This is a genomic window from Acinetobacter piscicola (assembly GCF_015218165.1).
GTDB lineage: Bacteria > Pseudomonadota > Gammaproteobacteria > Pseudomonadales > Moraxellaceae > Acinetobacter > Acinetobacter piscicola_A.
Window position 1 is genome coordinate 3560785 of sequence record NZ_CP048659.1, and the last position, 21179, is coordinate 3581963.

Genomic DNA, 21179 nt, shown 5'->3' on the forward strand with positions numbered 1-21179 from the left:
GACTTTTCAATATTGATCAATCTCAATCATGCAACTTCACCGACCCGTACTTTCTTGTCAATAAACGCGACACTCGCCTGATCCTGACGAATCATCGCGACGGCTTTTTCAGCAATCATGATTGCAGGCGCATTGGTATTGCCATTGACCACCGTTGGCATAATCGAGGCATCGACCACTCGCAAGTTTTGAATGCCATAAACACGCAGACGTGCATCGACAACCGCCATATCATCTACCCCCATCTTACAACTTCCGACAGGATGATATACCGTATCTGAACGCTCTCTGAGAATATGGCGAATCTCTTCATCCGTTTGCACATCCGCAGTGAATAAATCTTTTTTAATGATGTCTTTAAAAGCATTCGACTGCATCAATTTTTGAGTCAGCTTGAATCCTTTGACCATTTCCTCTAAGTCAGACTCATCATCATAAAAATTAGGATCAATCAATAATGGATCATCAATACTCGCCCCACTGATTTTAATCGTGCCGCGGCTTTTTGGATTTAACAAACACACATGGCAGGAAATCCCATGTCCCATATGCATAGTCCGCGCATGATTATCGACAAGTGCCACGACAAAATGTAGCTGCAAATTCGGTAAAGTTTGTTCAGGCGAACTTTTTAAAAAACCGCCACACTCAGCAAAATTAGTACTAATAAGCCCCTTGCGTTCCTTACGATAACGCTGAATTTGCCCCCATAAATCTATAGAACCTTTCAAGGACAAACCAAAAGTACCCGGGATTGCATCGACTTTATAACCAAAAATAAAGTCAGGATGATCGTGAAAATTTTTACCCACACCCGGCAAATGCTTTTTCACTTCAATGCCATGTTCCATCAACTCATGCTGATCACCCACCCCTGACAACATCAAAATCTGTGGGGATTGCATCGCACCTGCACTCAGTAACACTTCACGGCGTGCATAGATTTGCTTCACTTGTCCCGCTTGTTTATATTCCACACCGACAGCGACACCATTTTCAATCAAAATCCGTTGGGTCTGTGCATGGATTTCAACCGTTAAATTTTTACGTTCACGATGCGGAAATAAATACGCCCGTGCCGAACTACAACGCTCACCATTAATATGCGTGACCTGATAAACGCCTAAGCCCTCTTGTTCTGCGCCATTAAAATCATCCAGAATTTTATAGCCTTGCTCTTTTGCCGCAGCCAAATAGCGCGCTTGTAAAGGATTTTCACTTTGTAAATCGGTAACAGATAATGGACCCTCATTGCCATGATAGGCATTGTGAATACGCTGATTATTCTCAGATTTTATAAAATAGGGCAAGACATCCTGATACGACCATCCATCATTACCCAAGGCTGCCCAATGATCATAATCCTGTGCATTGCCACGGATATACACCATGGCATTAATCGCAGATGAACCCCCTAAACACTTACCACGGGGCTGATAGCCCTTGCGTCCATTCAGTCCTTTTTGGGGTACCGTTTCAAATGCCCAATTATTGATTTTTGTAGGAATGCTGATCACCGCTGCACAGGGCACTTCAACTTTCCAGCCATCACCGCCGCCACCAACTTCAAGTAAACAGACCGAGACATTTGGGTCTTCCGATAAACGCCCAGCTAAGACACAGCCTGAGCTCCCCCCACCAATGATGATGTAATCAAATTCCATTTTATTCACGTGATATCCTTGTTGTTTTAAATTTACGCTTTTTTTCATTATGCACATATTTGCTGTTTAAAGAATCATTTCAGCCGAACAATTCAACAATTATGATGATGTGCAAAAATAATTTTTCGATTCAATTGTATAAAAATCACACTTATCATTGTCTAAATTTTCGATTAATCTGTAGCAAATAACATTTAAAAACAAAAGGTCAGTACACCTTATGTTTATGATTCGTCAGTTTCAGGAAAATGATCTGGAAAATGTCATCGCCCTTTGGGAGCTCTGCGATTTAACCCGTCCGTGGAATAATCCTGAAATTGATATTTTCCGCAAAACAGCGCAGCAAGATGGTTTGTTTTTATTGGCTGTCAAAGATGAGCAACTCATTGCAACCGTCATGGGTGGCTATGACGGGCATCGTGGTTGGGTAAATTATTTAGCGGTTCACCCACATGCACAGCGCAACGGTGTCGCAACTGCACTGATTCAACAATTGGAAAAACGTTTAATCGCACTCGGTTGCCCAAAACTTCAACTTTTGGTTCGTAAAGAAAATATTGATGTACAAAGTTTTTATGAACAATTGGGCTATGAGGAAATTGAGGTGGTCTGTTTAGGCAAACGTTTGATTCAGGATTGAAAAATAAAGATGGTATTTCAAAAAAATCCTCACCCTAACCCTCTCCTTTAAAAAGAGAGGGAACTTTCATTACAAATTAGATGAGATCCAAACTCAATATAATGAATAGCTTAAACCCAACCCCTAAAACTTATAACCATAAGATAAACCCAAAATATCCTGACTCATTTGCAACTTCGCTTCACCCCCACCAAATGCCGGTGAAATCGGACCTTTTACTTCATCCTCCAAAGCATGTGTATAGGCCACACTAATTTCCTGATGCGGATCAATATTATACGTCGCACCTACGCTCAGATGATCACGTACCACACCCGGAGCTAGCACATTTAAAAACACTTCACTGTCCCGAATCGGTTGATCATTATGGCTATAGCCTGCACGTAAAGTCAGCTTAGGATGTGCCTGATAGCTCACACCAATTTTATAGACATTGATATCATCCCAACCAAAACCAGGACCGTTGTCCGAACCAAAGACATGACCTTGTTGTAACTGTGCGACATCAAATGAATGACCAACAGAGTCAACATCTGAATAATTAATTCGCTGTACATCCGCTGCTACAGTTAACTTCGGTGTGACTTTGACGGCTGCACCAATGCCATAACTTTCAGGCACATCAAAATCACCTTGTTCTGCAAATAAACCCTGATATTTTTTAAAGCGATCTGCATTGATTTTAGATGAATAACTTGCCCCTAAAGTTAAACGATCATCAAAAAACTGTCCCGTCCAACCAATGCGTGCACCAATGCCAGTTGCATCATCTTTACCACGATTACTTAAATTTTGACCATCTTGAGAATAACCAGCAAAAGCCCCTATACCTTTAGCTTCAAAACGCTGATATAGAATATTGGTCGCTACACCAATCGATTGATTTTTTGCATATTTCCATGAAACTGCAGGTGAAATAAAGACTTGGGTCAAATCGACACCAGCAGTGCCCTGATTGCCAAATGCCGCATACGGATTTTGCTTATAGCCCGTGTTCATGCCGCCATTTCCATAAATCGCAAGACCCAAAGCCACCTGATCATTCACTTGATGATTCACAGCCAATTCAGGTAAAACAAAATACTGGCGCCCATTGCCATCATAATTACCATTGGCATTGGGATAACCTTGAGGCATTTGGTTACCGCTGATTTGAGCAGAACGGTCAGGAGAAAAAATAGTTGCCCCGACATCGACACGATCACCCATCCAACTTAAACCCGCAGGGTTATTGGCAATAGTCAAAGCATCCTGAAATTGTGCAATCGAAGTCCCTGCATTGCCTTGTGCTTTTACGCCATAACCATGCATAAAATAACCTGTTGTTGCATACGCCATAGAACTTAATAAAGATACAAATAAAGCTAACGGTAATAGTTGATATGTAGCTTTCATGATTCATCTTATCTAACAATAATATATTTCTTAGTATATTGTTGAAGGTATATCTTGTAATCAAAAATAAATTAACATGTTTATTCTATTTTTTCATAAAGCGTTTTTTCTTTAATGTTTTTAATTTCCCTATTCTCAAGTAAACAGGAAACTCTACAACCAAATCTTCATTTTCAACATTGAGTACTTCAGCCAAATCAACCAATGGATGATCTTGATTTTTTTCACAATAATGTTTTACTGCTGACCATGTCAATAAATATTTCAACAATTGTGCAGCCGACCATTGATATTGAATCTTAAATGCACAGTCTTCTATTTCTTCAAATGGAAAAGGTATTGTTTTATACCCTTCATCAATATAATGACGCTCACTATCCCAATAACCTTTTAATTTTTCAAAATAAAGCGTTTGAATCTGCTGCTGAACCTTGTCCTGCTGCACACAAATCATACCATAACCAATGACCGCTAAAATTCCTGTAGGCTTCAGTGTACGATAAACTTCTTTATAAAATTTTTCAAAATCAAACCAATGGATCGCCTGTGCAACAGTAATTAAATCAAAGCTCTTATCTACAAAAGAAGTTTGTTCTGACGCTTGTACCTGATAACTAACATTTTCAAAATAAGGGGCGAATTGTAATTGATTGGCACTTATATCTGTTGCCACAATATGATCAAAATAAGGGGCAAGCAATTGGGTAAATTGTCCTGATCCCGCACCTGCATCCCAAGCAAAATTTTTCACAGGTACATATTGTAATATTTCCTGCAATACCTCTTGCGGGTAACTTGGTCGAGCTTGTTGATAAAGCTGACTGTCTTTTGAAAATAGATCTTTCATTTTTTAATATGTGATATATTTCTCATTTTATTAATATACGCATAATTTGGTGAGATACAAATTATATTGTCTAACAAGATAAAGCTTTATTGTCGCGTTCATCTTCAAATAAAAAGATATCGTGATGATAAAACCAGTTCAAAACTTTTCTAAAAATTTTAAACAAAAAAAAGCTCTAAATTTATATTTAGAGCTTTTTTAAATATGGTGGCGAGACCCAGGATCGAACTGGGGACACACGGATTTTCAATCCGTTGCTCTACCGACTGAGCTATCACGCCGATGGGGTGTATTAAGCCGTATCTGAATAAATTAGTCAATATAAATCATTACTTTTTTATTCATTCGAGTAAATTTTACTCAAAAAAAATCTCTGATGGGATCAGAGATTGAAATCGTAAATACGGTTTTTAAATATGGTGGCGAGACCCAGGATCGAACTGGGGACACACGGATTTTCAATCCGTTGCTCTACCTACTGAGCTATCACGCCGATGGAGCGTATTAAACAGTTTAATGCTTTTGCCGTCAAGTCTTGAATGAAAAAATTGATTCATTAGTCTATTTTTACAGCAATATGACCATTTGTATTTAGAAACAATAAAAAAGCAGCCAATAGAGCTGCTTTTCATAAAATACACAAATTAGAGTTTATCGATGTGTGCCAAACACCGATGGATTGCACCACAGCCTGGTTCAAATTTCTTCACGCCCTTCTCTTCTTCAAGGCGGCACGCTTCTTCCACTAAGCGTTCTGCAACACCACGCCCACGATTTGCTGGATGTACCACAATATTTTCTAAGGTTTTGCTTTCACCTTGCCCCGTACACCAAATTGCACCAATAATTTTGGTATTAAATTCTGCAACGTAAAGTAGGGTATACTGAGCTAAGTTTTGCTCAAGTTGTTCAATGGCATCTTTACCATCGGCAAATTCTGGACTAGTGTCGTAGAGGCGCTCAAGTTGATTACGAACTTCGTCATTTTCAAGTGAAGTTTTAGCATGTACGGTTATAGGCATTGATTAACCCTCCTGAGCAATCTAATATGCTGTCACTTTCGTCACAGCGAAACATCTTTTACATCAAACTTTTAATTTTTGACGTTTTTTGAGGAACGTGTCTATGGCACAACGTATCAGTGAAGTGGTAAGAAACACCAACGAAACCAAAATTCGAGTTCGAGTGAATCTTGATGGTACAGGTCAAGGCACGCTCAATACAGGTGTTCCATTTTTAGACCATATGATTGATCAAATCAAGCGTCATGGTTTATTTGACATTGATATTCACTGTGATGGTGACTTAGAAATCGACGATCACCACACTGTGGAAGATTGCGGAATCACTTTAGGACAGGCGTTTGCCCAAGCACTCGGCGATAAAAAAGGCTTAAAACGTTATGGTCATTTTTATGCACCGCTTGATGAATCTTTAAGCCGTGTTGTCGTGGACTTGTCTGGTCGTCCAGGTTTATGGATGGATATTCCATTTACACGTGCGCGCATTGGTACATTCGATGTCGATTTATTCTCTGAGTTTTTCCAAGGCTTTGTGAATCACGCACTGATGACACTTCATATCGATAATTTGAAAGGCAAAAATAGCCATCACCAAATTGAAAGTGTATTTAAAGCATTTGCGCGCGCACTGCGTATGGCATGTGAAATTGACCCACGTGCTGAAGATAAAGTCGCTTCTACGAAAGGAACATTGTAATGACCCGTATTGCCCTTCTTGACTATGGCATGGGAAATCTTCACTCAGCAGCAAAAGCACTTGAACATGTCGGTGCAACGGTGGATGTGACCAATGATCCCAAGCTGATTGCTCAAGCAGATAAAATTGTATTCCCAGGCGTAGGTGCAATGCGCGACTGTATGCAAGGCATGCGTGAAGCAGGGATTGATGAAGTCGTACGTCATGCTGCATTTAACAAACCTGTGCTTGCGATTTGTGTCGGTATGCAAGCTTTGATGCAATCTTCAGAAGAAAATGGTGGTACTGAGGCTTTAGGTATCTTTGCAGGTTCTGTAAAGCATTTTCCTGAAATTGAAAATTTAAAAGTTCCACATATGGGTTGGAACCAAGTGCATCAAGCTGATCCTTCTCATCCAATGTGGAAAGATATTGATCAGGATGCGCGTTTCTATTTCGTGCACAGTTATTATGTAGAACCCAAAGATCAAAACTTAGTGGCTGCGACTTGTGATTATGGCTTAGAGTTCTGTACAGCTATCCATAAAGAAAACTTGTTCGCAACCCAGTTCCATCCTGAAAAAAGTCATACAGCAGGTTTGCAATTGCTCAAAAACTTTGTGGAATGGGATATTTAAAGTTGAGCCCATTTGAGCTGAGCCAATATCATTTGGCTCAGCTTGAGTCGTAATTTCATCTAAAAATTAAAATCTTAATTTGATTTATTTTCTTTTTTGTTTAACATTTAATCAAATTTAAAACAAAACATACGTTTAAATTTTAATAAATACATTTTCTAACCATCTCAATTGAGTAAAAAATGAACAATAATATTCAATCTAGCGACTCGGGTCTGAGCGCAAATGGACGCTTTGGGCGTTTATCCTATCTTGCTTGGAATATGCTACTCGGCTTCTTTTTGATGTTTTGCGGTGTTCTCGCTGCATTCATCGTACCGAATATGATGGCAAATATGTCCTATGGCGCAAGTCCATCACTTGGCTTTTTTGTACCCATCATTTTGATTTATATCATTCTGCTTTATTTTACTTATATTTTTGCGATACGTCGTTTGCATGATCTCAATAAAACAGGTTGGCTGTCATTGGTGTTATTAATACCCTTGGTCGGGATATTTTTTTGGATTTATATTTCCTGTGCCAAAGGCGATGAAGGCAATAATAATTATGGTGCACCTCGCCTAACGCGTGGCTGGGAAAAAGTTTTAGGCTGGATTTATATCGTTATGATTCCACTGAGCCTTATTTTAACGGTTGCTGTTGCGATTCCTGCTTATCAGAGTTATGTCAAAAATGCAGAAGCGATGCGTATGCAGATGGAACAAATGCAACTAGAACAAACATCTGAATATTCAGAATAATACTGCGTTAGCATCAATATTTGGTGGTGTTTCAAAAAGTATGCTGACATTAAATGAAGCCATTATTGATGTAAAAAAAGGTTAAGTCGAAAGCTTTAAAATGGTTTTCAATCTTTTTTGAAAAATTACAACTCCTTCTAAAACCGCGCCTAATTCGATGCCTTATTTTGCAATTATTACCTTCAATACCTACAGTAAAAAATTTACCAATACTTTGCTTGCAGTTTTTAAAAGCAGTTATGAAACTGTCCCAATGATCACTTGCAATTCGGGTGTAGTGAATACCTAATTGTTTAAGCTTTGCCTTCAATCGTTGAACTGTAGCTAAGTCTCTTTTACCCCAAACATAAGCAACAATCTCACCTGTTTCTCGATGGTAGGCGTAAATAAGCCATTGTTTATTATTTTTATTTCCCACAAAAGTCCAAAACTCATCAACTTCAAGAGACTCATAATGACTTTGTTTAGGCTGAATTTGGTAGGTCGATTCGGTTAAAGTACGTAAAACTTTACCGATACTGATTCGCTCAACTTCAGCGATATCTCGTATACCACTACCTCTGACCATCAACTGTAATATTTTTCGAGTAATGCCTGAATGACATCCTAGATAGCTCAGAGCATGGTCACCAATAAACTGACGTTTACAGTCTTTGCACTGATAGTTTTGTTTCCCATCTACTTTGATGCCATTTTTCTTTATACTGTCACTGAGGCAGGTTGGACATTTGATTTCTAGAGTTATTCGCATTTCTCTATTTTATCAAAATTCAACCTGCTTTGTTTCAGCATACTTTTTGAAACACCACCCAATATTTTTCATTTGAATATCAATCAAGCCAATGCATTTGGCTTGATTGATATACTTATAACATTGGGTCTGAATTTCAAAAATTACACATCACACAGGTCTGCCAATTTTTTATCATCATTCAAAGATACTACATGATACCGATTCTATTTTTCTTTAGTCAATGATCACTTAAAGCCTTCAGCGCTTAATGATTTGACTCATTTTTCGTCACAAAGCCGCCTTCTAAAGGCTCTACACTAATTTTAATTTCCGCTTTTAAGTTTAAAGCTGCATAACGGTCTTTGATTTCTCCCATCAGCTGCTCCATGGTGGCTTGGCTTAAATCTACTTCAGATGCAACATAAGCTTTATTGACCAAATCAGCCTGATCTTGTTGGTTTTGTTGTTTTATTTCACTGTTCCAACGCTCAGTCATACCCACCAAACGCGCCAATTCAATTAAACTTTGCGCACTAGAAGGTGTTGAGTGTTGCAACCATTTGCTCATCGTGCCTTTAGAGCTTTCTAAAATATTCACAATGTCAGTGGCTTTAATATTTTTGTCCTGAATCAACTGCTTTAAACGTTTTGCGCCTTCAATTAAAAGATCATCCTCTTTTTCAGCCATGACCTATCCTCCCAATTACTCACCTCACAAAGCTACCACCTTTTATCTAAGTTTGTTATAACAATACGATGAATTTTTAATGTGCTGAATGTCTGTGGAACTGCCTATTTCTGCTTTGCCAAGCAAAGAATACATCCAAAGTTTGCCTCGTTTTCAAAATATTGCATTGGAAAATATTGTGGTGATCAACACAGTGCAACAATGTCAAAACATCGAAGCGGAGCTTAAAATAGCAGCAGTTTTGGGTTTTGACAGTGAGTCCAAACCCACCTTCCATAAAGATGATGTACAAACAGGACCACATTTAATTCAGTTAGCAACCTTTGAAAAAGCCTATTTATTTCAAGTTTCAGATGAAATTCTAAATTTTTTAAAACCCATTTTTGAAAATAAAGATCAAATCAAAGTGGGTTTTGGTCTCAAAAATGATGCACATTTGTTTCGAAAAAAAGGCATTGAGCTATACAGCATCATTGAACTCTCCAAATGTTTTAAAAGTTTTGGTTTCAATAATCCTGTGGGCATTAAAAATGCCATGGCATTGTTATTTAAAGTCAATTTTCCTAAAAGTAAATCGGTCAGCACTTCAAATTGGGCTCGAAAAACCTTAACCACGCCACAAATTGAATATGCTGCAGCCGATGCTTATGCAGCTGTGTTGATTTTTGAGGAATTGCTGCGTTTAGGCTTATTACCAACAAGCATTCCTAATACTTCACTAAAATTAAGAATTCGCCCGAATAAAGCGAAAACTATCACTTAGAAAATGATCAAGTTTTTGCTAAGATGAGCCTCAATAAATTTTGATGAGATTGGGCAAGGAGCGAAAGCATGCTGATCATCCCTGCAATTGACCTGAAAGATGGTAAATGTGTCCGTTTAAAACAAGGGCGTATGGAAGACGATACTGTATTTTCTGACGATCCTGTAGCAACTGCACAACATTGGGTAAATGAAGGCGCACGCCGTTTGCATTTGGTTGATTTAAATGGTGCTTTCGCAGGTACACCTATTCACAAACCTGTGGTTGAAGCGATCGCTAAAGCTCAACCTGATTTACCGATTCAAATCGGTGGTGGTATTCGTTCACTTGAAACCATTGAGCATTATTTAGATGCAGGCGTATCTTTTGTCATCATTGGTACAAAAGCTGTGAAAGAACCTGAATTTGTTGAAGAAGCATGCAAGAAATTTGCAGGTCATATCATTGTCGGGATCGATGCCATGAATGGCATGGTTGCAACAGATGGTTGGGCAAATGTCACTGATGTAAAAGCGACTGATTTAGCTAAACGTTTTGCTGATGCAGGCGTTTCTAGCATTGTCTACACTGACATTGCGCGTGATGGCATGATGCAAGGTGTAAACGTTGAACAAACTGTTCATCTTGCAACCTATTCTGGTCTTCCTGTGATTGCTTCAGGTGGTGTGACCAATCTTGATGACGTACGTAACTTGAAAGGTCAACCAGGCATTTTAGGTGCGATTACAGGTCGTGCAATTTATGAAGGGACTTTAAACCTTCGTGAAGCACAATTGTTATTAGATGAACAAGCATTGTAATTATTCCAAATAAAATACATGTAAAAAAGAGGTCAATATGACCTCTTTTTTATTATCAATTAAAACTATCTATCCACCCATTGACTGAGTTCAGCCATACAATCATGCGTAGATGGGGCATACATCAACAAATGAAAAAATCCAAGCCAATGCTTCCATTTATACTTCAAATTTATTTTTTAACACACGATATGATGTGTAAAATATCACTCTGATTTTTAATAATTTTATTTATTTTCTTACTATAAGTTTGATCTAACAAAGAAATAGAGCATGTTAAACTACAGCCTTGTTAAGTTCTTCACCGTGCTATGTTTAACCCAACCCGCTTCCCTAAAGCACCACAACTGGCTTTAATCTTTATTACCATCATTTGGGGTGGTAGTTTTATCACTGTGCAATACGGCTTAAATTTCAGTAGTCCGATTTTATTTGTCGCCTTACGTTTTGCAGCCGCAGCCATTGCCGTCATTGCTTTGTCATGGAAACATTTAAAAGGTTTTAACCGTAAGGAAATCTTCGCAGGCTTTTGTATCGGCCTAGTGATTGCCTTAGGCTATGGACTACAAACGATTGGTTTAAAAACCATGAGTAGTAGTGAATCCGCTTTTTTGACTGCCCTCTATGTCCCTTTAGTCCCGATTTTAATGTGGTTCATTTTTAAGAATGTGCCACATGTCATGACTTGGCTTGGCGTACTTTTGGCATTTTTGGGTTTAGTATTTTTAACGGGCAATGGTTTTGGGGCGATTCATCTACATTTTGGACAAATCATTACCCTGCTGGGTTCGATTGCTATTGCTTTCGAAATTATTTTGATCAGCCACTTTGCAGGTCAGGTGAATGTACATCGAGTCACTGTACTTCAACTGATTTTTGCTTCGCTCCTCTGTTTTATGATTGCCCCCTTGGTAGGTGAACACCACATGCCACAATTTCATTGGCAATTATGGGCAGTACTCTGTGCTTTAGGCTGTGCAAGTGCAGGGATTCAATTGGTCATGAATTGGGCACAGCGCAGAGTTGACCCCTCACAAGCTGCCATTATTTATGCAGGTGAACCTGTATGGGCAGCCGTGTTTGGACGTATGGCAGGTGAGCGTTTATCTGCCTTGGCTTTATTGGGAGGGTTATTGGTCGTGATGGGTGTGATCATCAGTGAATGGCGACCAAAGTTTTTGGAGAAATCAAAATTACAAAACAATCAATCACGTTGATCATCGTGATGGCTCTTTCTTCTCCAACAACATACACGGCTGATAATACTCAACTTGAGGCATCGGATCATAAAATGGGTGCAATAATGCTTTCCATTGTTGATATTCAGCAGATTGACGAAAACCCTCAGTATGGTCTTCAAGCTTGTCCCAAAATACCAATAAAATATAACGGTGTGAATCCTGAATATTTTTAATCAATTGCACCGCATTTAAGCCCGACATCGGATAAATAAATGCCTTTGCTTGCTGAAATGCGGCTTCAAAAGCCTGACTTTGTTCAGGCTTAATCTGTAAATGAACGTGTTCTATAATCATGCTGAGTGCTACTATTGTTCAACATGTCACTTCTAAGCGACAGGCTTGTTTTTATTTTTAAAATACATTAAATAGGCAAAGCACGATCATCATTCAAAGCGACAATCCCACGAATCGCCCGATATACAATCCAAATCCAAGAGAAAAATAATACCGCACCACAAAAAATAGATGCACCTAAAGCCACACCCGCAAAAGCGTTGACATTATCGGTGGTAAAAAATAGAAAAATAAAAGGTACAAATGCCAAAACTGTCCAAATTAGATACCCCCAAAAGGTACGAATTTGCCATTTAAAATGACTTTCATATATCGTGCCACGTACAGAATCCAATTTGACATAGTTAATGATCAAAGCAATCAGCACCAAAATGCCTGCTGAAAAAATTCCAATAATATAAAGAATATATAAGATCAAAGTCAGTGATTTGCTGTTATTTGTGTCTGTATAACTATTCATTGTTATATCCTCAATAAAGGCAACTGCTCATCTTTAAATTTTAAATACGTTCAAAGGTGAAATGAGCCATAAAATCAATAAAATATTCAAAAATATAGTACAGAAATAAATTTTTCTAAACGGTTGTTTTTGTGTTTTATGTCGTAAACGTTGTTGTGCCAACCATGCCGCAGGCCACCCACCCAAAAATGAGAAAATATGCAAAGTATTTTCAGGTACACGGCGATTGCCCTGTTGCGCTGCCTCTTTGTCTTGCGCATAGAACCAATAGGTCATGGCATTGATGATACTGATCAATAATAAAATCATGCCACTGAACCAACCAATCACCGTCAATCCAACCAAAATAATAATATAGGTAATACACAAAACCTGCATCGGTGGTATTTTCTGTACTGATTTGGCTGAGTTTTGATTTTTAGGTTTAGCACTCTTTTGGGTTTGTGACGCTTTTAAATAACCCACTTGTGTTGCTTTATAACGTCCATTGGCATCGACCTGAACGTTATATTCTAGAGCACAACCCAAAATTGGTCGTGGTCCTTTTTGTGCAAAGTCTTTGATATGTAGAAAGACTCGCCCCTTGGCTTCATCATTGGGTTGAATAAAGCCATAGCCTTTGTCATCAAACCATTCGACTAAACGTCCTTGATCGCGCATTTCTATTTTCCAAATATTAAGAAAAAATAATAGTTCTCTTGCAAAAGTCAAAAATAACCATGAATTGAAAAGTCCCTTCTCCCTGTGAGATGAGCGTAGCGCAAGAGGAGAAGGTGATTTTTCATATAAATTCTCTCCCTAGCCCTCTCCTGAAAAAGGAGAGGTGAGGAAGATATTCCGCAAGACTGTGCATTCAATCTTAATCACAAATCGACTTACGCAAGAAATCTAATCCATTAAAAGAATACAATTCAAAATCATGACAATTAAGCAGTTACAAACTTCAATCTTTCTACCAGCATATTACGCATTTCTAAAGGATTTTTCTGCAAAATATCCTCGCCTGTACGTCCTTCAGCTTCATTCATCTGCGCCACCTGTAAACGCATCATCCAAAAACGTCCTGCTGCCATTGCCAAATACAATTCTAAACAAGCTTTTTCATCTGCCGTTAAAGGACGTACTGTTTCGTATGCATTTAAAAAGGCAATGGCTTTGTCTTCATTCAATGCAACATCAGGATATTCAGTACAGAAATCATTTAAAGTAATCGCAATATCAAACAGTAATTCATCATGATTTAATTCATAAAAATCTAAAATACCGTTGAGTTGATCGCCATCAAATAAGGTATTGTCACGAAATAAATCAGAATGAATAAAACCTTTTGGACGATTTGGATACATTACTGTTAAAGCTTCATACAGTCCCAACAAATTATTCAGCAATGTTTGGTCTGCTATGTCTAAGCTTGGGCGAATCTGGCGTGCCACCTGATACCAATAATCATGGTCACGTACACTGCTACGTGTTAATGCAAAATTTTGTAATGCCACATGCATTTTTGCTTGCGCAATTGCGATGGCTTCAGCTTGTGCCAAACTGGCAGGTATCGGGTGGTTGCCCAGCATGCGTGGGGCTATCTGTGCGGGTTTATCTTTTAAATGGTGAATCGACTGGCCTGAATGTTTCAACGGCACAGGAACAGGTAAATCATGCTGCCCTAAATGTTCAAGCACAGGCACTAACTCACCTGCGGCTTGTGCATCCATATTTTCAAACAAGGTCAAAACAAACTGTGAACCATTTGCACAGACAATAAAATAGTTGGTATTTTGAATGCCGCCTTGAATCGGATTCAGCTCAATCACCTCCAATCCATAAGGTGCTGCGAAAGCTTGAACTTCCTGTAAACTCAAAGTGGTATAAACCGACATACAAAACCTGCGAAAAAACTTACATAATTTTGATAGAATACCCTCTCTCAGGTTTTAGGTGTAGCACCTACACCCTTCAGTTTCATAATCGGCTGTTATTTTTGGAAAAAATTATGCTTGCTAAACGTATTATTCCTTGCCTCGATGTAGATAATGGGCGTGTGGTAAAAGGTGTCCAATTCCTTGATATTCGTGATGCAGGCGATCCTGTTGAAGTAGCCCGCCGTTATAATGAACAAGGTGCAGATGAAATCACCTTCCTTGACATCACTGCCACGTCTAATGGACGTGATACGACTTACCGTACTGTTGAACGTATGGCAGAAAGCGTATTTGTACCTTTAACTGTAGGTGGCGGTGTACGTAAAGTTGAAGATATTCGCTTATTGTTAAATGCAGGCGCAGACAAAGTCAGTATCAACTCAGCAGCAGTGTTTAATCCTGAGTTTGTCCAAGAAGCATCTCAACGCTTTGGTGCACAATGCATCGTCGTTGCCATTGATGCGAAAAAAACAGGTGAAAATAAATGGGAAATTTTCACGCATGGTGGTCGTAAACCAACTGGTATTGATGCCATTGAATGGGCTGTAAAAATGGCTGACTTTGGTGCAGGTGAATTACTTGTCACCTCTATGGATGCCGATGGTACCAAAGCAGGTTATGACATCGAACTCATGCGCAATATCAATGACCGTGTCACGATTCCAACCATTGCATCAGGTGGGGTCGGTAATTTACAGCATTTAGCAGATGGTATTTTAAAAGGTGGTGCAGATGCTGTTTTAGCAGCATCTATTTTCCATTTTGGTCAATACACCATTCCTGAAGCGAAAAAATATCTTGCAGAACAAGGTATTGAAATGCGCCTTTAATTTATAGCCTGTCGCAGAATCAAAAAAAGAGTGTTCAATGAATGCTCTTTTTTATTTTTATATGGCATCATCATCAAAAAATGCGTTCTTGTGATTTATGAGCATTTAATAACAACCGCAATCATCTCCTGTCGATTTTAAAAAGTAATATAAGCAATTTTTTCACTTTTCTACGCACGGTCAAGAAAAGCGAAAGCACGGTATTTTGCTTAATGGATCTATCTGAGAGACAAAAAAAAGGAGTCTTGAAGACTCCCTATAAACCGAAATATAAAAAACTAAACATTACCTAAGAGAAACTACAGCACATAGATTCATCAAAGATCTTTGGGTGAGTTAAATTTACGCTGAATTGCATGCACAATATTGACATCAGAAATCTATTTTTATGACAATTTGCGACAAAACACGTATTTTTCACTCAAAATTGTCTTTTTTTTATGCTATGACAAGTGAGTCATGTCATTTTCTACTTTAAGTTGCTTTTGTTGCGCCCATTTCACTGGGAAAAATTTCTCCACAGTCTTCGACAACCATTGCGCAGTATTTTTCGGTAATACCACCCCCAAAGGATTTTGCTCTTTTAAATCTGCGGATGACACTACTCGTGTACCTAAAATATAGTCAAACCATGGTTTAGTCACACACCAATTGGCATCTTGATTAGAATTCATATGGTGATCATAATGCCAAGGAATTTTACGTTTTGCCCATTCAGGATGTAAGTGTGCACGACGATGAATATAATAATAATTACAGGCACTATAAACTGATGCAGCAACCATACCTTTAGAAATGGGATAGAAAATTAAACTCGCTGCACCTGCAACCACCACCAGGGAAATAACTTCATTGCGTGTACGCCAATTGCTTAATCCTTCTACATAACCATGATCATGAAATTCTGTTTTTCGTACTTCACGATGATGTTCCCAATGTGATTTCATACTCCGTGGTACAGGACTAAAACGTGCCTGCCCTACACGGTGAACGCCATGCAAAATATATTTGTGTGCAATCCACTCAAAGCCATTAGCAAATATGATTCCTGCAACAAATCCCTTTATCATGTGAATTCTCCTCAAACCTTATGGTCATACTAGGACAGTTATTTGAAAAGATATTGACCTTTTATAAGGCATTATTGACAAATTACGACATTTTTTTACTTTTTAGTACGCTTCACATGCACTCACTTGTCCCTGATATAAACACACGGTATAAATGCAATTTGATATGAACAAAACCTTTTTTGAAAATAAAAATATGCATCAACTCAAAAATTATTCTGGCACTGTTTATGGGGGGTTAGGTCAACTCCTCTACACTTATATGCAAGCAAAAAATCTTAATATTTCAGAAAAACTGCATAGTGTTCAAAATCTTGAACGTTTTGAGTTTCAAATTTGGCGTGAGCTTTTAGATGAAATCAATGCGCAAGTGCACAGCCCTGCACTTGGCTTAGAAATTGCGGAATATGTACAACCGAAACATTTAGGAATTATTGCCTATATCACCCAGTCATGTGACACCTTAGGTGAAGCACTGACACGTTATTATGATTTTCATCGCTTAATCTATGACGGTGGCCCACTCAAAATTGAAGTGCAAAATGAATTTATTTCAATCGGTTGGGAAGTTTTACCTATTGAGTTAACAACACAAATTACCGATGAGATTGCATTGGCTTTATTGGTTCGTTTTTTACGCCTTTATATACAACTTGACTATATTCAAATTGAACAAGTGAACTTTATTCAACCGCCACCTAAAAATACACGTATATATCAAACGTTTTTTAATGCACCGATTAAGTTTTCTCAACCCAAAGTTGAATTACTTTTACCCTTAAAATTATTTTCAGCACCGTGTAAAAGTCCTGATTCAACTTTGCATCAAATCATGATGCAACAAGGCAAAGAATTACTGCAAAAACTTCCCGAAGGTACACAACTTGACGAACGCCTACAACAAAGTATTCTCAAAGGATTACAAAAAAATAACTATCAAATTGAATCAATTGCGGCGCAGTTACACATGTCCGTACGCCAATTACAACGCTATTTACAACAACAACATACGACCTATCAAGAGCGTGTACAAGAAATTCGACAATTGCTTGCAATGCAGTATTTACAAGATCCCCATTTGAGTTTACATGAAATTGCAATACTGTTGAGTTATTCAGAACAAAGTGCTTTTCAACGTGCTTTTAAACTTTGGTCAGGTTTAACCCCTCGCCAATGGCGCAAAAACCACCTTGGAAAAATCAAATAAATTACATTACGAATCAAAATAATGTGATATAAATCACAGTTTATATATTAATTTAACCTCAAACAAAAATAGGTAAATGAAATGAATAAATACTTAGCAGAGCTTTTGGGCACATTTTGGTTAGTTTTTGGGGGCTGCGGTAGTGCGGTATTAGCTGCAGCCTATCCTGAACTTGGCATCGGATTTGCTGGAGTTGCATTGGCATTTGGTCTAACTGTACTCACAGGTGCATATGCTTTTGGTCATATTTCAGGTGGACACTTTAATCCTGCGGTCAGTGTTGGCTTATGGGTCGGTGGTCGTTTTGATGCCAAAGATTTAGTCCCATATATTATTTCTCAAGTGGTCGGTGGTACTTTAGCTGCTTTTGTTCTGTACATGATTGTACAAGGTCAAGCAAACTTTACAGGTGTCGGTAATTTTGCAACCAATGGTTTTGGTGATTTATCGCCAGGTAAATATTCTATGCTTTCTGCATTAACGTGAATTCGGCTTAAGCAGATTTTAATTCAATAGGTTTTAAAATCTGCTGAATTCCTGAATTATATCCATTCACAAGTACCAACGCATATAAGGTTAAAGCTGAGAATATTGTCGTCAATAATCCTATTTTTGATCTATGGCGAGTGTGTTCAAGATCAAATTGACTTTTCATCAAATTAAATGGTGCTTCAATAATTCCACGTTTTTTTAATACAGCATGATCAAATGGATCTAAAACTTGTGGTTTCATATTTCTTTTTACACGTGTAATCAGTTGAACACCAACTTCTGCAAGGCGATCCTTCCAATTCTTACCAATATAGCCACGATCACCAAACAACTTACCTTTTAATTTTGAGTGTTCTATTAATTCTGGTAATACTTTACGGTCATCAACGTTACCTGTTGTTATACAATAAGAAACTAAGCGTCCAACATGATCGCAAATCAAATGAATTTTGAAACCATAAAACCAATCTACAGAGGTTTTCCCCCGACTTGCGCTGTCTACAAATACACGGTGTTGCTGAATACGTTTATTATGACACACAGCTAATTTGGTAGAATCAATAAAAGCAATTCCAGAGGATTGCACCTTTAAACTCTCAATAAGAGCGACAAAATACATCACATATTTTGCTTTTAATTCAATGAATCGGTTATAGCTAGGTAAGTTTGGAAAGTAAGAGCAAAGAAAAGGCTTAGCCCAATAAAGATAAAAAGCCTTGAAGTTTCTACTCCCTGTTAGATGAAACCACAATAATAAAGTGAGAACTTCAGAAGCACTGATTTTACTTTGGCGCAATCGCTTAGCTTGTCCTGAAGTAAGCCTATATTGTTCAACATTGTTGGTAATATCAGCACAAAAATCATCAATTAAACAAAAAAGTGTTGTAAGCTGTGTATCGATAGGCATTTGAGGTTATTCAGTTTTTTGTCGTGATTAAATTGTGACTCAAATGCCTATTCTTTATCAAATTTCTTATCCCGAATTCACGTTGCATTAATCATTGAAATCGTACTGACTGCATTCTTCTTAATCGTGATCATGGGTGCGACAGACAAACGTGCACCTGCGGGCTTCGCACCGATTGCCATTGGTTTAGCATTAACATTAATTCATTTAATCAGTATTCCAGTGACCAATACATCCGTTAACCCTGCACGTAGTACAGCCGTTGCTTTCTTTGCTGAAACAGCAGCATTAAGCCAAGTTTGGTTGTTCTGGGTTGCACCGATTGTGGGTGCTGTGATTGGGGCAATCATCTATAAAGTCGTGGGTGGCGAACAACAAAAATAACCTCAGCATGCAAAAAATAAAACCTGCATTTTGCAGGTTTTTTTATTTCGACATCATGTTATTTATAGAAATGGATTTTCCACTTCACCTTCTATTTCCGTGCTAATTTTGGCAGGTAAATCCGTTTCTTGTTCTAATGCTTTGACAATATCATTGAGATAGGCCTGTAAAATTTTTGCAGCCTGTAAACCCTCTTGATCTTTACCGATCTGTAAGTTTCCATAAATATTGATACGATCTTCCTGATTCTCCAAAGTTAAATCATGAATAGAATGTGATTCTGTACCATTTTCAAAAGCTTTAAACATATTTTTCTCTTATTTTTGATCTGATTTAATGAGAAAAGTATAAAGAGTTTCCTCATTAAAAGTGCGTGAGATTATTTCAAAATTTGTAATAAATATTGCAATAATGCCTCAACCAATTGTTTGACTAAAGCATCTTGAGTTTGCTCATCTACTTTTGGTGATGCTGTCGGTGATGTCGTAGCTGCCGTAGGCGTATTGGTTGGTTGGAATTGCTTTTGTAAGGCTTTAAGCTGATCACTCGAAACATTTGGTGCACACTGGCTCTCTGCATCCCAATGTGAATATTCAATTTTAGTGGTGGCTTTAACCTGAGTTGCATTCAAAGGGAGCTTATAAGTATTACGCTTCTGCTCTTCAGTCAATTGTGGAAATAAGTTAATACCAATCTGTTCCTCTAGGGCACAGACACTCACCACATTCACTTTCAAACTATTGTCATTCGGTGCGTAATACGCCCCAATCACACCCTGTTTCGGGATATAAATGGCTTTGAAAACTGCCGTTGGTACAATGACACCATTCCCAATTGTTTTCAGTTTTTTACCTGAAAATACAGGTCCCGTCACCACATAAACATCATTTTTTTGCTTGGTGACGATTGCACGTGTGGCTTCTTCTAGCTCGCGCCAAATTTGCTGATTATTTTTTGGTGCTTGTGGAACCATATTGGCCAATGAAAAGCTATCATATTGCGAGGCTTTATCTGGCATATCTGCATTCGGTGACATGTGCCCACGGTCATAACCCGATGCTCTATAGTCAGACAATAAAGCTCGATGACTTTGGCTCACACGCGTTTCTTCATGAAAACTGTCTTCACGTTTAATTTTTTGGCTTAAACGCGCAGGTGATAAATGTTCAGCTGTCCATAAAGGTGTTTTCGACACCCCTGAATACATAACATTGAAACCATTGAAACATAAAGGATAACTATTTTTTTGCAAGCTATCTTTCACTAAAAATGGCGGCTCATCTCGGTAAAATTGTTGCAAACAGGTCGATGAGTTTGAACCGACAAAAGGAATAAATTGCGCTATTTTTTCTTGACCAAATGCGATTGCGAAACTACCTGTCGCGACCAAACCTAAAACAATTTTTACCACTGAATTATTCAACAAATCATTCCCTAAATAAGTACTTCGATTACGACGTTTTTTACGAGCCATCACACAATCACTTGAGTATAAATTAGCTTATCAGGCTAACTTTGAGAAAGAAATGTGCTTAGTTTTCAATTGAATAAATCTTCTACAATTATCAGATGACAAAACTGTATGGATATATTTTTATCATCTCTTAAACAATTGTTTAATTGCATTTATTTTTGCAATGATTGGACTTGAAACTAGCATCTAAATTATGACAGTTTCGTTATAGGGAAGCTATGCATCAGCGACATATAATGTCGCAATATAAAGTATTTATAAGTTTAAATGACTAAACTATATTTAAAATGGT

At 38.0% G+C, this 21179-nt stretch carries 23 protein-coding genes, 2 tRNA genes and 2 pseudogenes; 11 read left to right on the forward strand and 16 right to left on the reverse strand.

The annotated features are described in order from the left end of the window. Positions 1 to 26: 26 nt before the first annotated feature. Entirely contained in the window at positions 27 to 1673 is a 1647-nt protein-coding gene (locus tag G0028_RS17640) for a GMC family oxidoreductase (protein ID WP_180047096.1), read from the reverse strand. Positions 1674 to 1884: 211 nt separating this feature from the next. On the opposite strand from G0028_RS17640, the gene G0028_RS17645 reads away from it, so the two are divergent. Then, positions 1885 to 2304 (forward strand): GNAT family acetyltransferase, encoded by a 420-nt coding sequence (locus tag G0028_RS17645; RefSeq protein ID WP_180047094.1) that lies wholly within the window; start codon positions 1885 to 1887, stop codon positions 2302 to 2304. A 123-nt stretch (positions 2305 to 2427) separates the two neighbouring features. Here the strand turns inward: G0028_RS17645 and G0028_RS17650 are convergent, their stop codons facing one another. The 5 genes from G0028_RS17650 to G0028_RS17670 all read right to left on the reverse strand — a co-directional run bounded on the left by G0028_RS17650 (position 2428) and on the right by G0028_RS17670 (position 5568). Further along, on the reverse strand, positions 2428 to 3699 hold the full coding sequence (locus G0028_RS17650) for an OmpP1/FadL family transporter (RefSeq protein WP_180047092.1): 1272 nt from the start codon (positions 3697 to 3699) through the stop codon (positions 2428 to 2430). Positions 3700 to 3784: 85 nt separating this feature from the next. Next, positions 3785 to 4546, reverse strand: a complete 762-nt coding sequence (locus G0028_RS17655; protein WP_180047090.1) for a class I SAM-dependent methyltransferase — start codon at positions 4544 to 4546, stop codon at positions 3785 to 3787. Between the two features lie 205 nt (positions 4547 to 4751). Continuing rightward, positions 4752 to 4827 (reverse strand) — tRNA-Phe (locus tag G0028_RS17660). A 136-nt stretch (positions 4828 to 4963) separates the two neighbouring features. Beyond that, a tRNA-Phe gene (locus tag G0028_RS17665) sits at positions 4964 to 5039 on the reverse strand. 151 nt (positions 5040 to 5190) lie between these two features. Continuing rightward, positions 5191 to 5568 (reverse strand): GNAT family N-acetyltransferase, encoded by a 378-nt coding sequence (locus tag G0028_RS17670; protein WP_130072301.1) that lies wholly within the window; start codon positions 5566 to 5568, stop codon positions 5191 to 5193. Positions 5569 to 5671: 103 nt separating this feature from the next. On the opposite strand from G0028_RS17670, the gene hisB reads away from it, so the two are divergent. The 3 genes from hisB (at position 5672) to G0028_RS17685 (ending at position 7625) form a co-directional block, all read left to right on the forward strand. Continuing rightward, positions 5672 to 6265 carry an imidazoleglycerol-phosphate dehydratase HisB gene (hisB, locus tag G0028_RS17675; protein ID WP_130072302.1) on the forward strand — a complete coding sequence of 198 codons (594 nt, stop codon included), beginning with the start codon at positions 5672 to 5674 and terminating at the stop codon, positions 6263 to 6265. Then, complete coding sequence (gene hisH / locus G0028_RS17680) at positions 6265 to 6882, forward strand: imidazole glycerol phosphate synthase subunit HisH (RefSeq protein WP_130072303.1); 618 nt, start codon at positions 6265 to 6267, stop codon at positions 6880 to 6882. The genes hisB and hisH overlap by 1 nt, the downstream gene beginning before the upstream one ends. Positions 6883 to 7064: 182 nt before the next feature. After that, positions 7065 to 7625: a DUF805 domain-containing protein gene (locus tag G0028_RS17685; protein ID WP_180047088.1), complete on the forward strand. Its 561-nt coding sequence runs from the start codon at positions 7065 to 7067 to the stop codon at positions 7623 to 7625. A 49-nt stretch (positions 7626 to 7674) separates the two neighbouring features. Here G0028_RS17685 and G0028_RS17690 read toward each other — a convergent pair whose 3' ends face one another. Together G0028_RS17690 and G0028_RS17695 are read right to left on the reverse strand one after the other, a co-directional pair. Beyond that, positions 7675 to 8376, reverse strand: coding sequence for an IS1-like element ISPa14 family transposase (locus tag G0028_RS17690; protein ID WP_015586042.1), 702 nt, complete (start codon positions 8374 to 8376; stop codon positions 7675 to 7677). A 247-nt stretch (positions 8377 to 8623) separates the two neighbouring features. Further along, on the reverse strand, positions 8624 to 9046 hold the full coding sequence (locus G0028_RS17695) for a transcriptional regulator (protein ID WP_174493900.1): 423 nt from the start codon (positions 9044 to 9046) through the stop codon (positions 8624 to 8626). Between the two features lie 88 nt (positions 9047 to 9134). On the opposite strand from G0028_RS17695, the gene G0028_RS17700 reads away from it, so the two are divergent. The 3 genes from G0028_RS17700 to G0028_RS17710 all read left to right on the forward strand — a co-directional run bounded on the left by G0028_RS17700 (position 9135) and on the right by G0028_RS17710 (position 11826). Next, positions 9135 to 9809: a 3'-5' exonuclease gene (locus tag G0028_RS17700; protein ID WP_180047821.1), complete on the forward strand. Its 675-nt coding sequence runs from the start codon at positions 9135 to 9137 to the stop codon at positions 9807 to 9809. A 68-nt stretch (positions 9810 to 9877) separates the two neighbouring features. Next, entirely contained in the window at positions 9878 to 10609 is a 732-nt protein-coding gene (gene hisA / locus G0028_RS17705) for a 1-(5-phosphoribosyl)-5-[(5-phosphoribosylamino)methylideneamino]imidazole-4-carboxamide isomerase (protein ID WP_130072307.1), read from the forward strand. A 311-nt stretch (positions 10610 to 10920) separates the two neighbouring features. Then, the gene (locus tag G0028_RS17710; protein WP_180047823.1) at positions 10921 to 11826 is read left to right on the forward strand and encodes a DMT family transporter; all 906 of its coding nucleotides are present in this window, start codon (positions 10921 to 10923) and stop codon (positions 11824 to 11826) included. On the opposite strand, the gene G0028_RS17715 is transcribed toward G0028_RS17710, so the two are convergent. The 4 genes from G0028_RS17715 to G0028_RS17730 form a co-directional block, all read right to left on the reverse strand. Continuing rightward, positions 11827 to 12144, reverse strand: coding sequence for an antibiotic biosynthesis monooxygenase family protein (locus tag G0028_RS17715; protein WP_130072309.1), 318 nt, complete (start codon positions 12142 to 12144; stop codon positions 11827 to 11829). It abuts the gene before it with no gap. Between the two features lie 67 nt (positions 12145 to 12211). Beyond that, a complete protein-coding gene (locus G0028_RS17720; RefSeq protein WP_174493902.1) occupies positions 12212 to 12604 on the reverse strand; it encodes a DUF4870 family protein in 393 nt (130 codons plus the stop codon). Between the two features lie 33 nt (positions 12605 to 12637). Then, positions 12638 to 13264 (reverse strand): DUF1294 domain-containing protein, encoded by a 627-nt coding sequence (locus G0028_RS17725; RefSeq protein ID WP_180047824.1) that lies wholly within the window; start codon positions 13262 to 13264, stop codon positions 12638 to 12640. A 266-nt stretch (positions 13265 to 13530) separates the two neighbouring features. Further along, on the reverse strand, positions 13531 to 14481 hold the full coding sequence (locus tag G0028_RS17730; protein WP_180047826.1) for a homoserine kinase: 951 nt from the start codon (positions 14479 to 14481) through the stop codon (positions 13531 to 13533). Positions 14482 to 14591: 110 nt separating this feature from the next. Between G0028_RS17730 and hisF the strand changes: the two genes are divergently transcribed. Then, entirely contained in the window at positions 14592 to 15353 is a 762-nt protein-coding gene (gene hisF / locus G0028_RS17735) for an imidazole glycerol phosphate synthase subunit HisF (RefSeq protein WP_320109291.1), read from the forward strand. A 443-nt stretch (positions 15354 to 15796) separates the two neighbouring features. Here hisF and G0028_RS17740 read toward each other — a convergent pair whose 3' ends face one another. Further along, complete coding sequence (locus G0028_RS17740) at positions 15797 to 16423, reverse strand: hypothetical protein (protein ID WP_130072314.1); 627 nt, start codon at positions 16421 to 16423, stop codon at positions 15797 to 15799. A gap of 196 nt (positions 16424 to 16619) precedes the next feature. Here G0028_RS17740 and G0028_RS17745 point away from each other — a divergent pair, with 196 nt between their 5' ends. Both G0028_RS17745 and G0028_RS17750 read left to right on the forward strand, forming a co-directional pair. Next, the gene (locus tag G0028_RS17745; protein ID WP_180047828.1) at positions 16620 to 17630 is read left to right on the forward strand and encodes an AraC family transcriptional regulator; all 1011 of its coding nucleotides are present in this window, start codon (positions 16620 to 16622) and stop codon (positions 17628 to 17630) included. 81 nt (positions 17631 to 17711) lie between these two features. Then, positions 17712 to 18107 (forward strand): annotated as a pseudogene (locus G0028_RS17750) (aquaporin); the annotation flags it as partial. Between the two features lie 16 nt (positions 18108 to 18123). On the opposite strand, the gene G0028_RS17755 reads toward G0028_RS17750, so the two are convergent. Further along, a complete protein-coding gene (locus G0028_RS17755; RefSeq protein WP_194088734.1) occupies positions 18124 to 19029 on the reverse strand; it encodes an IS982 family transposase in 906 nt (301 codons plus the stop codon). Between the two features lie 84 nt (positions 19030 to 19113). On the opposite strand from G0028_RS17755, the pseudogene G0028_RS17760 reads away from it, so the two are divergent. Beyond that, a pseudogene (locus tag G0028_RS17760) lies at positions 19114 to 19413 on the forward strand (aquaporin); the annotation flags it as partial. 62 nt (positions 19414 to 19475) lie between these two features. Here G0028_RS17760 and G0028_RS17765 read toward each other — a convergent pair. Both G0028_RS17765 and G0028_RS17770 read right to left on the reverse strand, forming a co-directional pair. Continuing rightward, on the reverse strand, positions 19476 to 19721 hold the full coding sequence (locus G0028_RS17765; RefSeq protein WP_180047643.1) for a hypothetical protein: 246 nt from the start codon (positions 19719 to 19721) through the stop codon (positions 19476 to 19478). A gap of 71 nt (positions 19722 to 19792) precedes the next feature. Then, positions 19793 to 20887, reverse strand: a complete 1095-nt coding sequence (locus tag G0028_RS17770; RefSeq protein ID WP_180047641.1) for a DNA/RNA non-specific endonuclease — start codon at positions 20885 to 20887, stop codon at positions 19793 to 19795. Positions 20888 to 21179 lie beyond the last annotated feature (292 nt).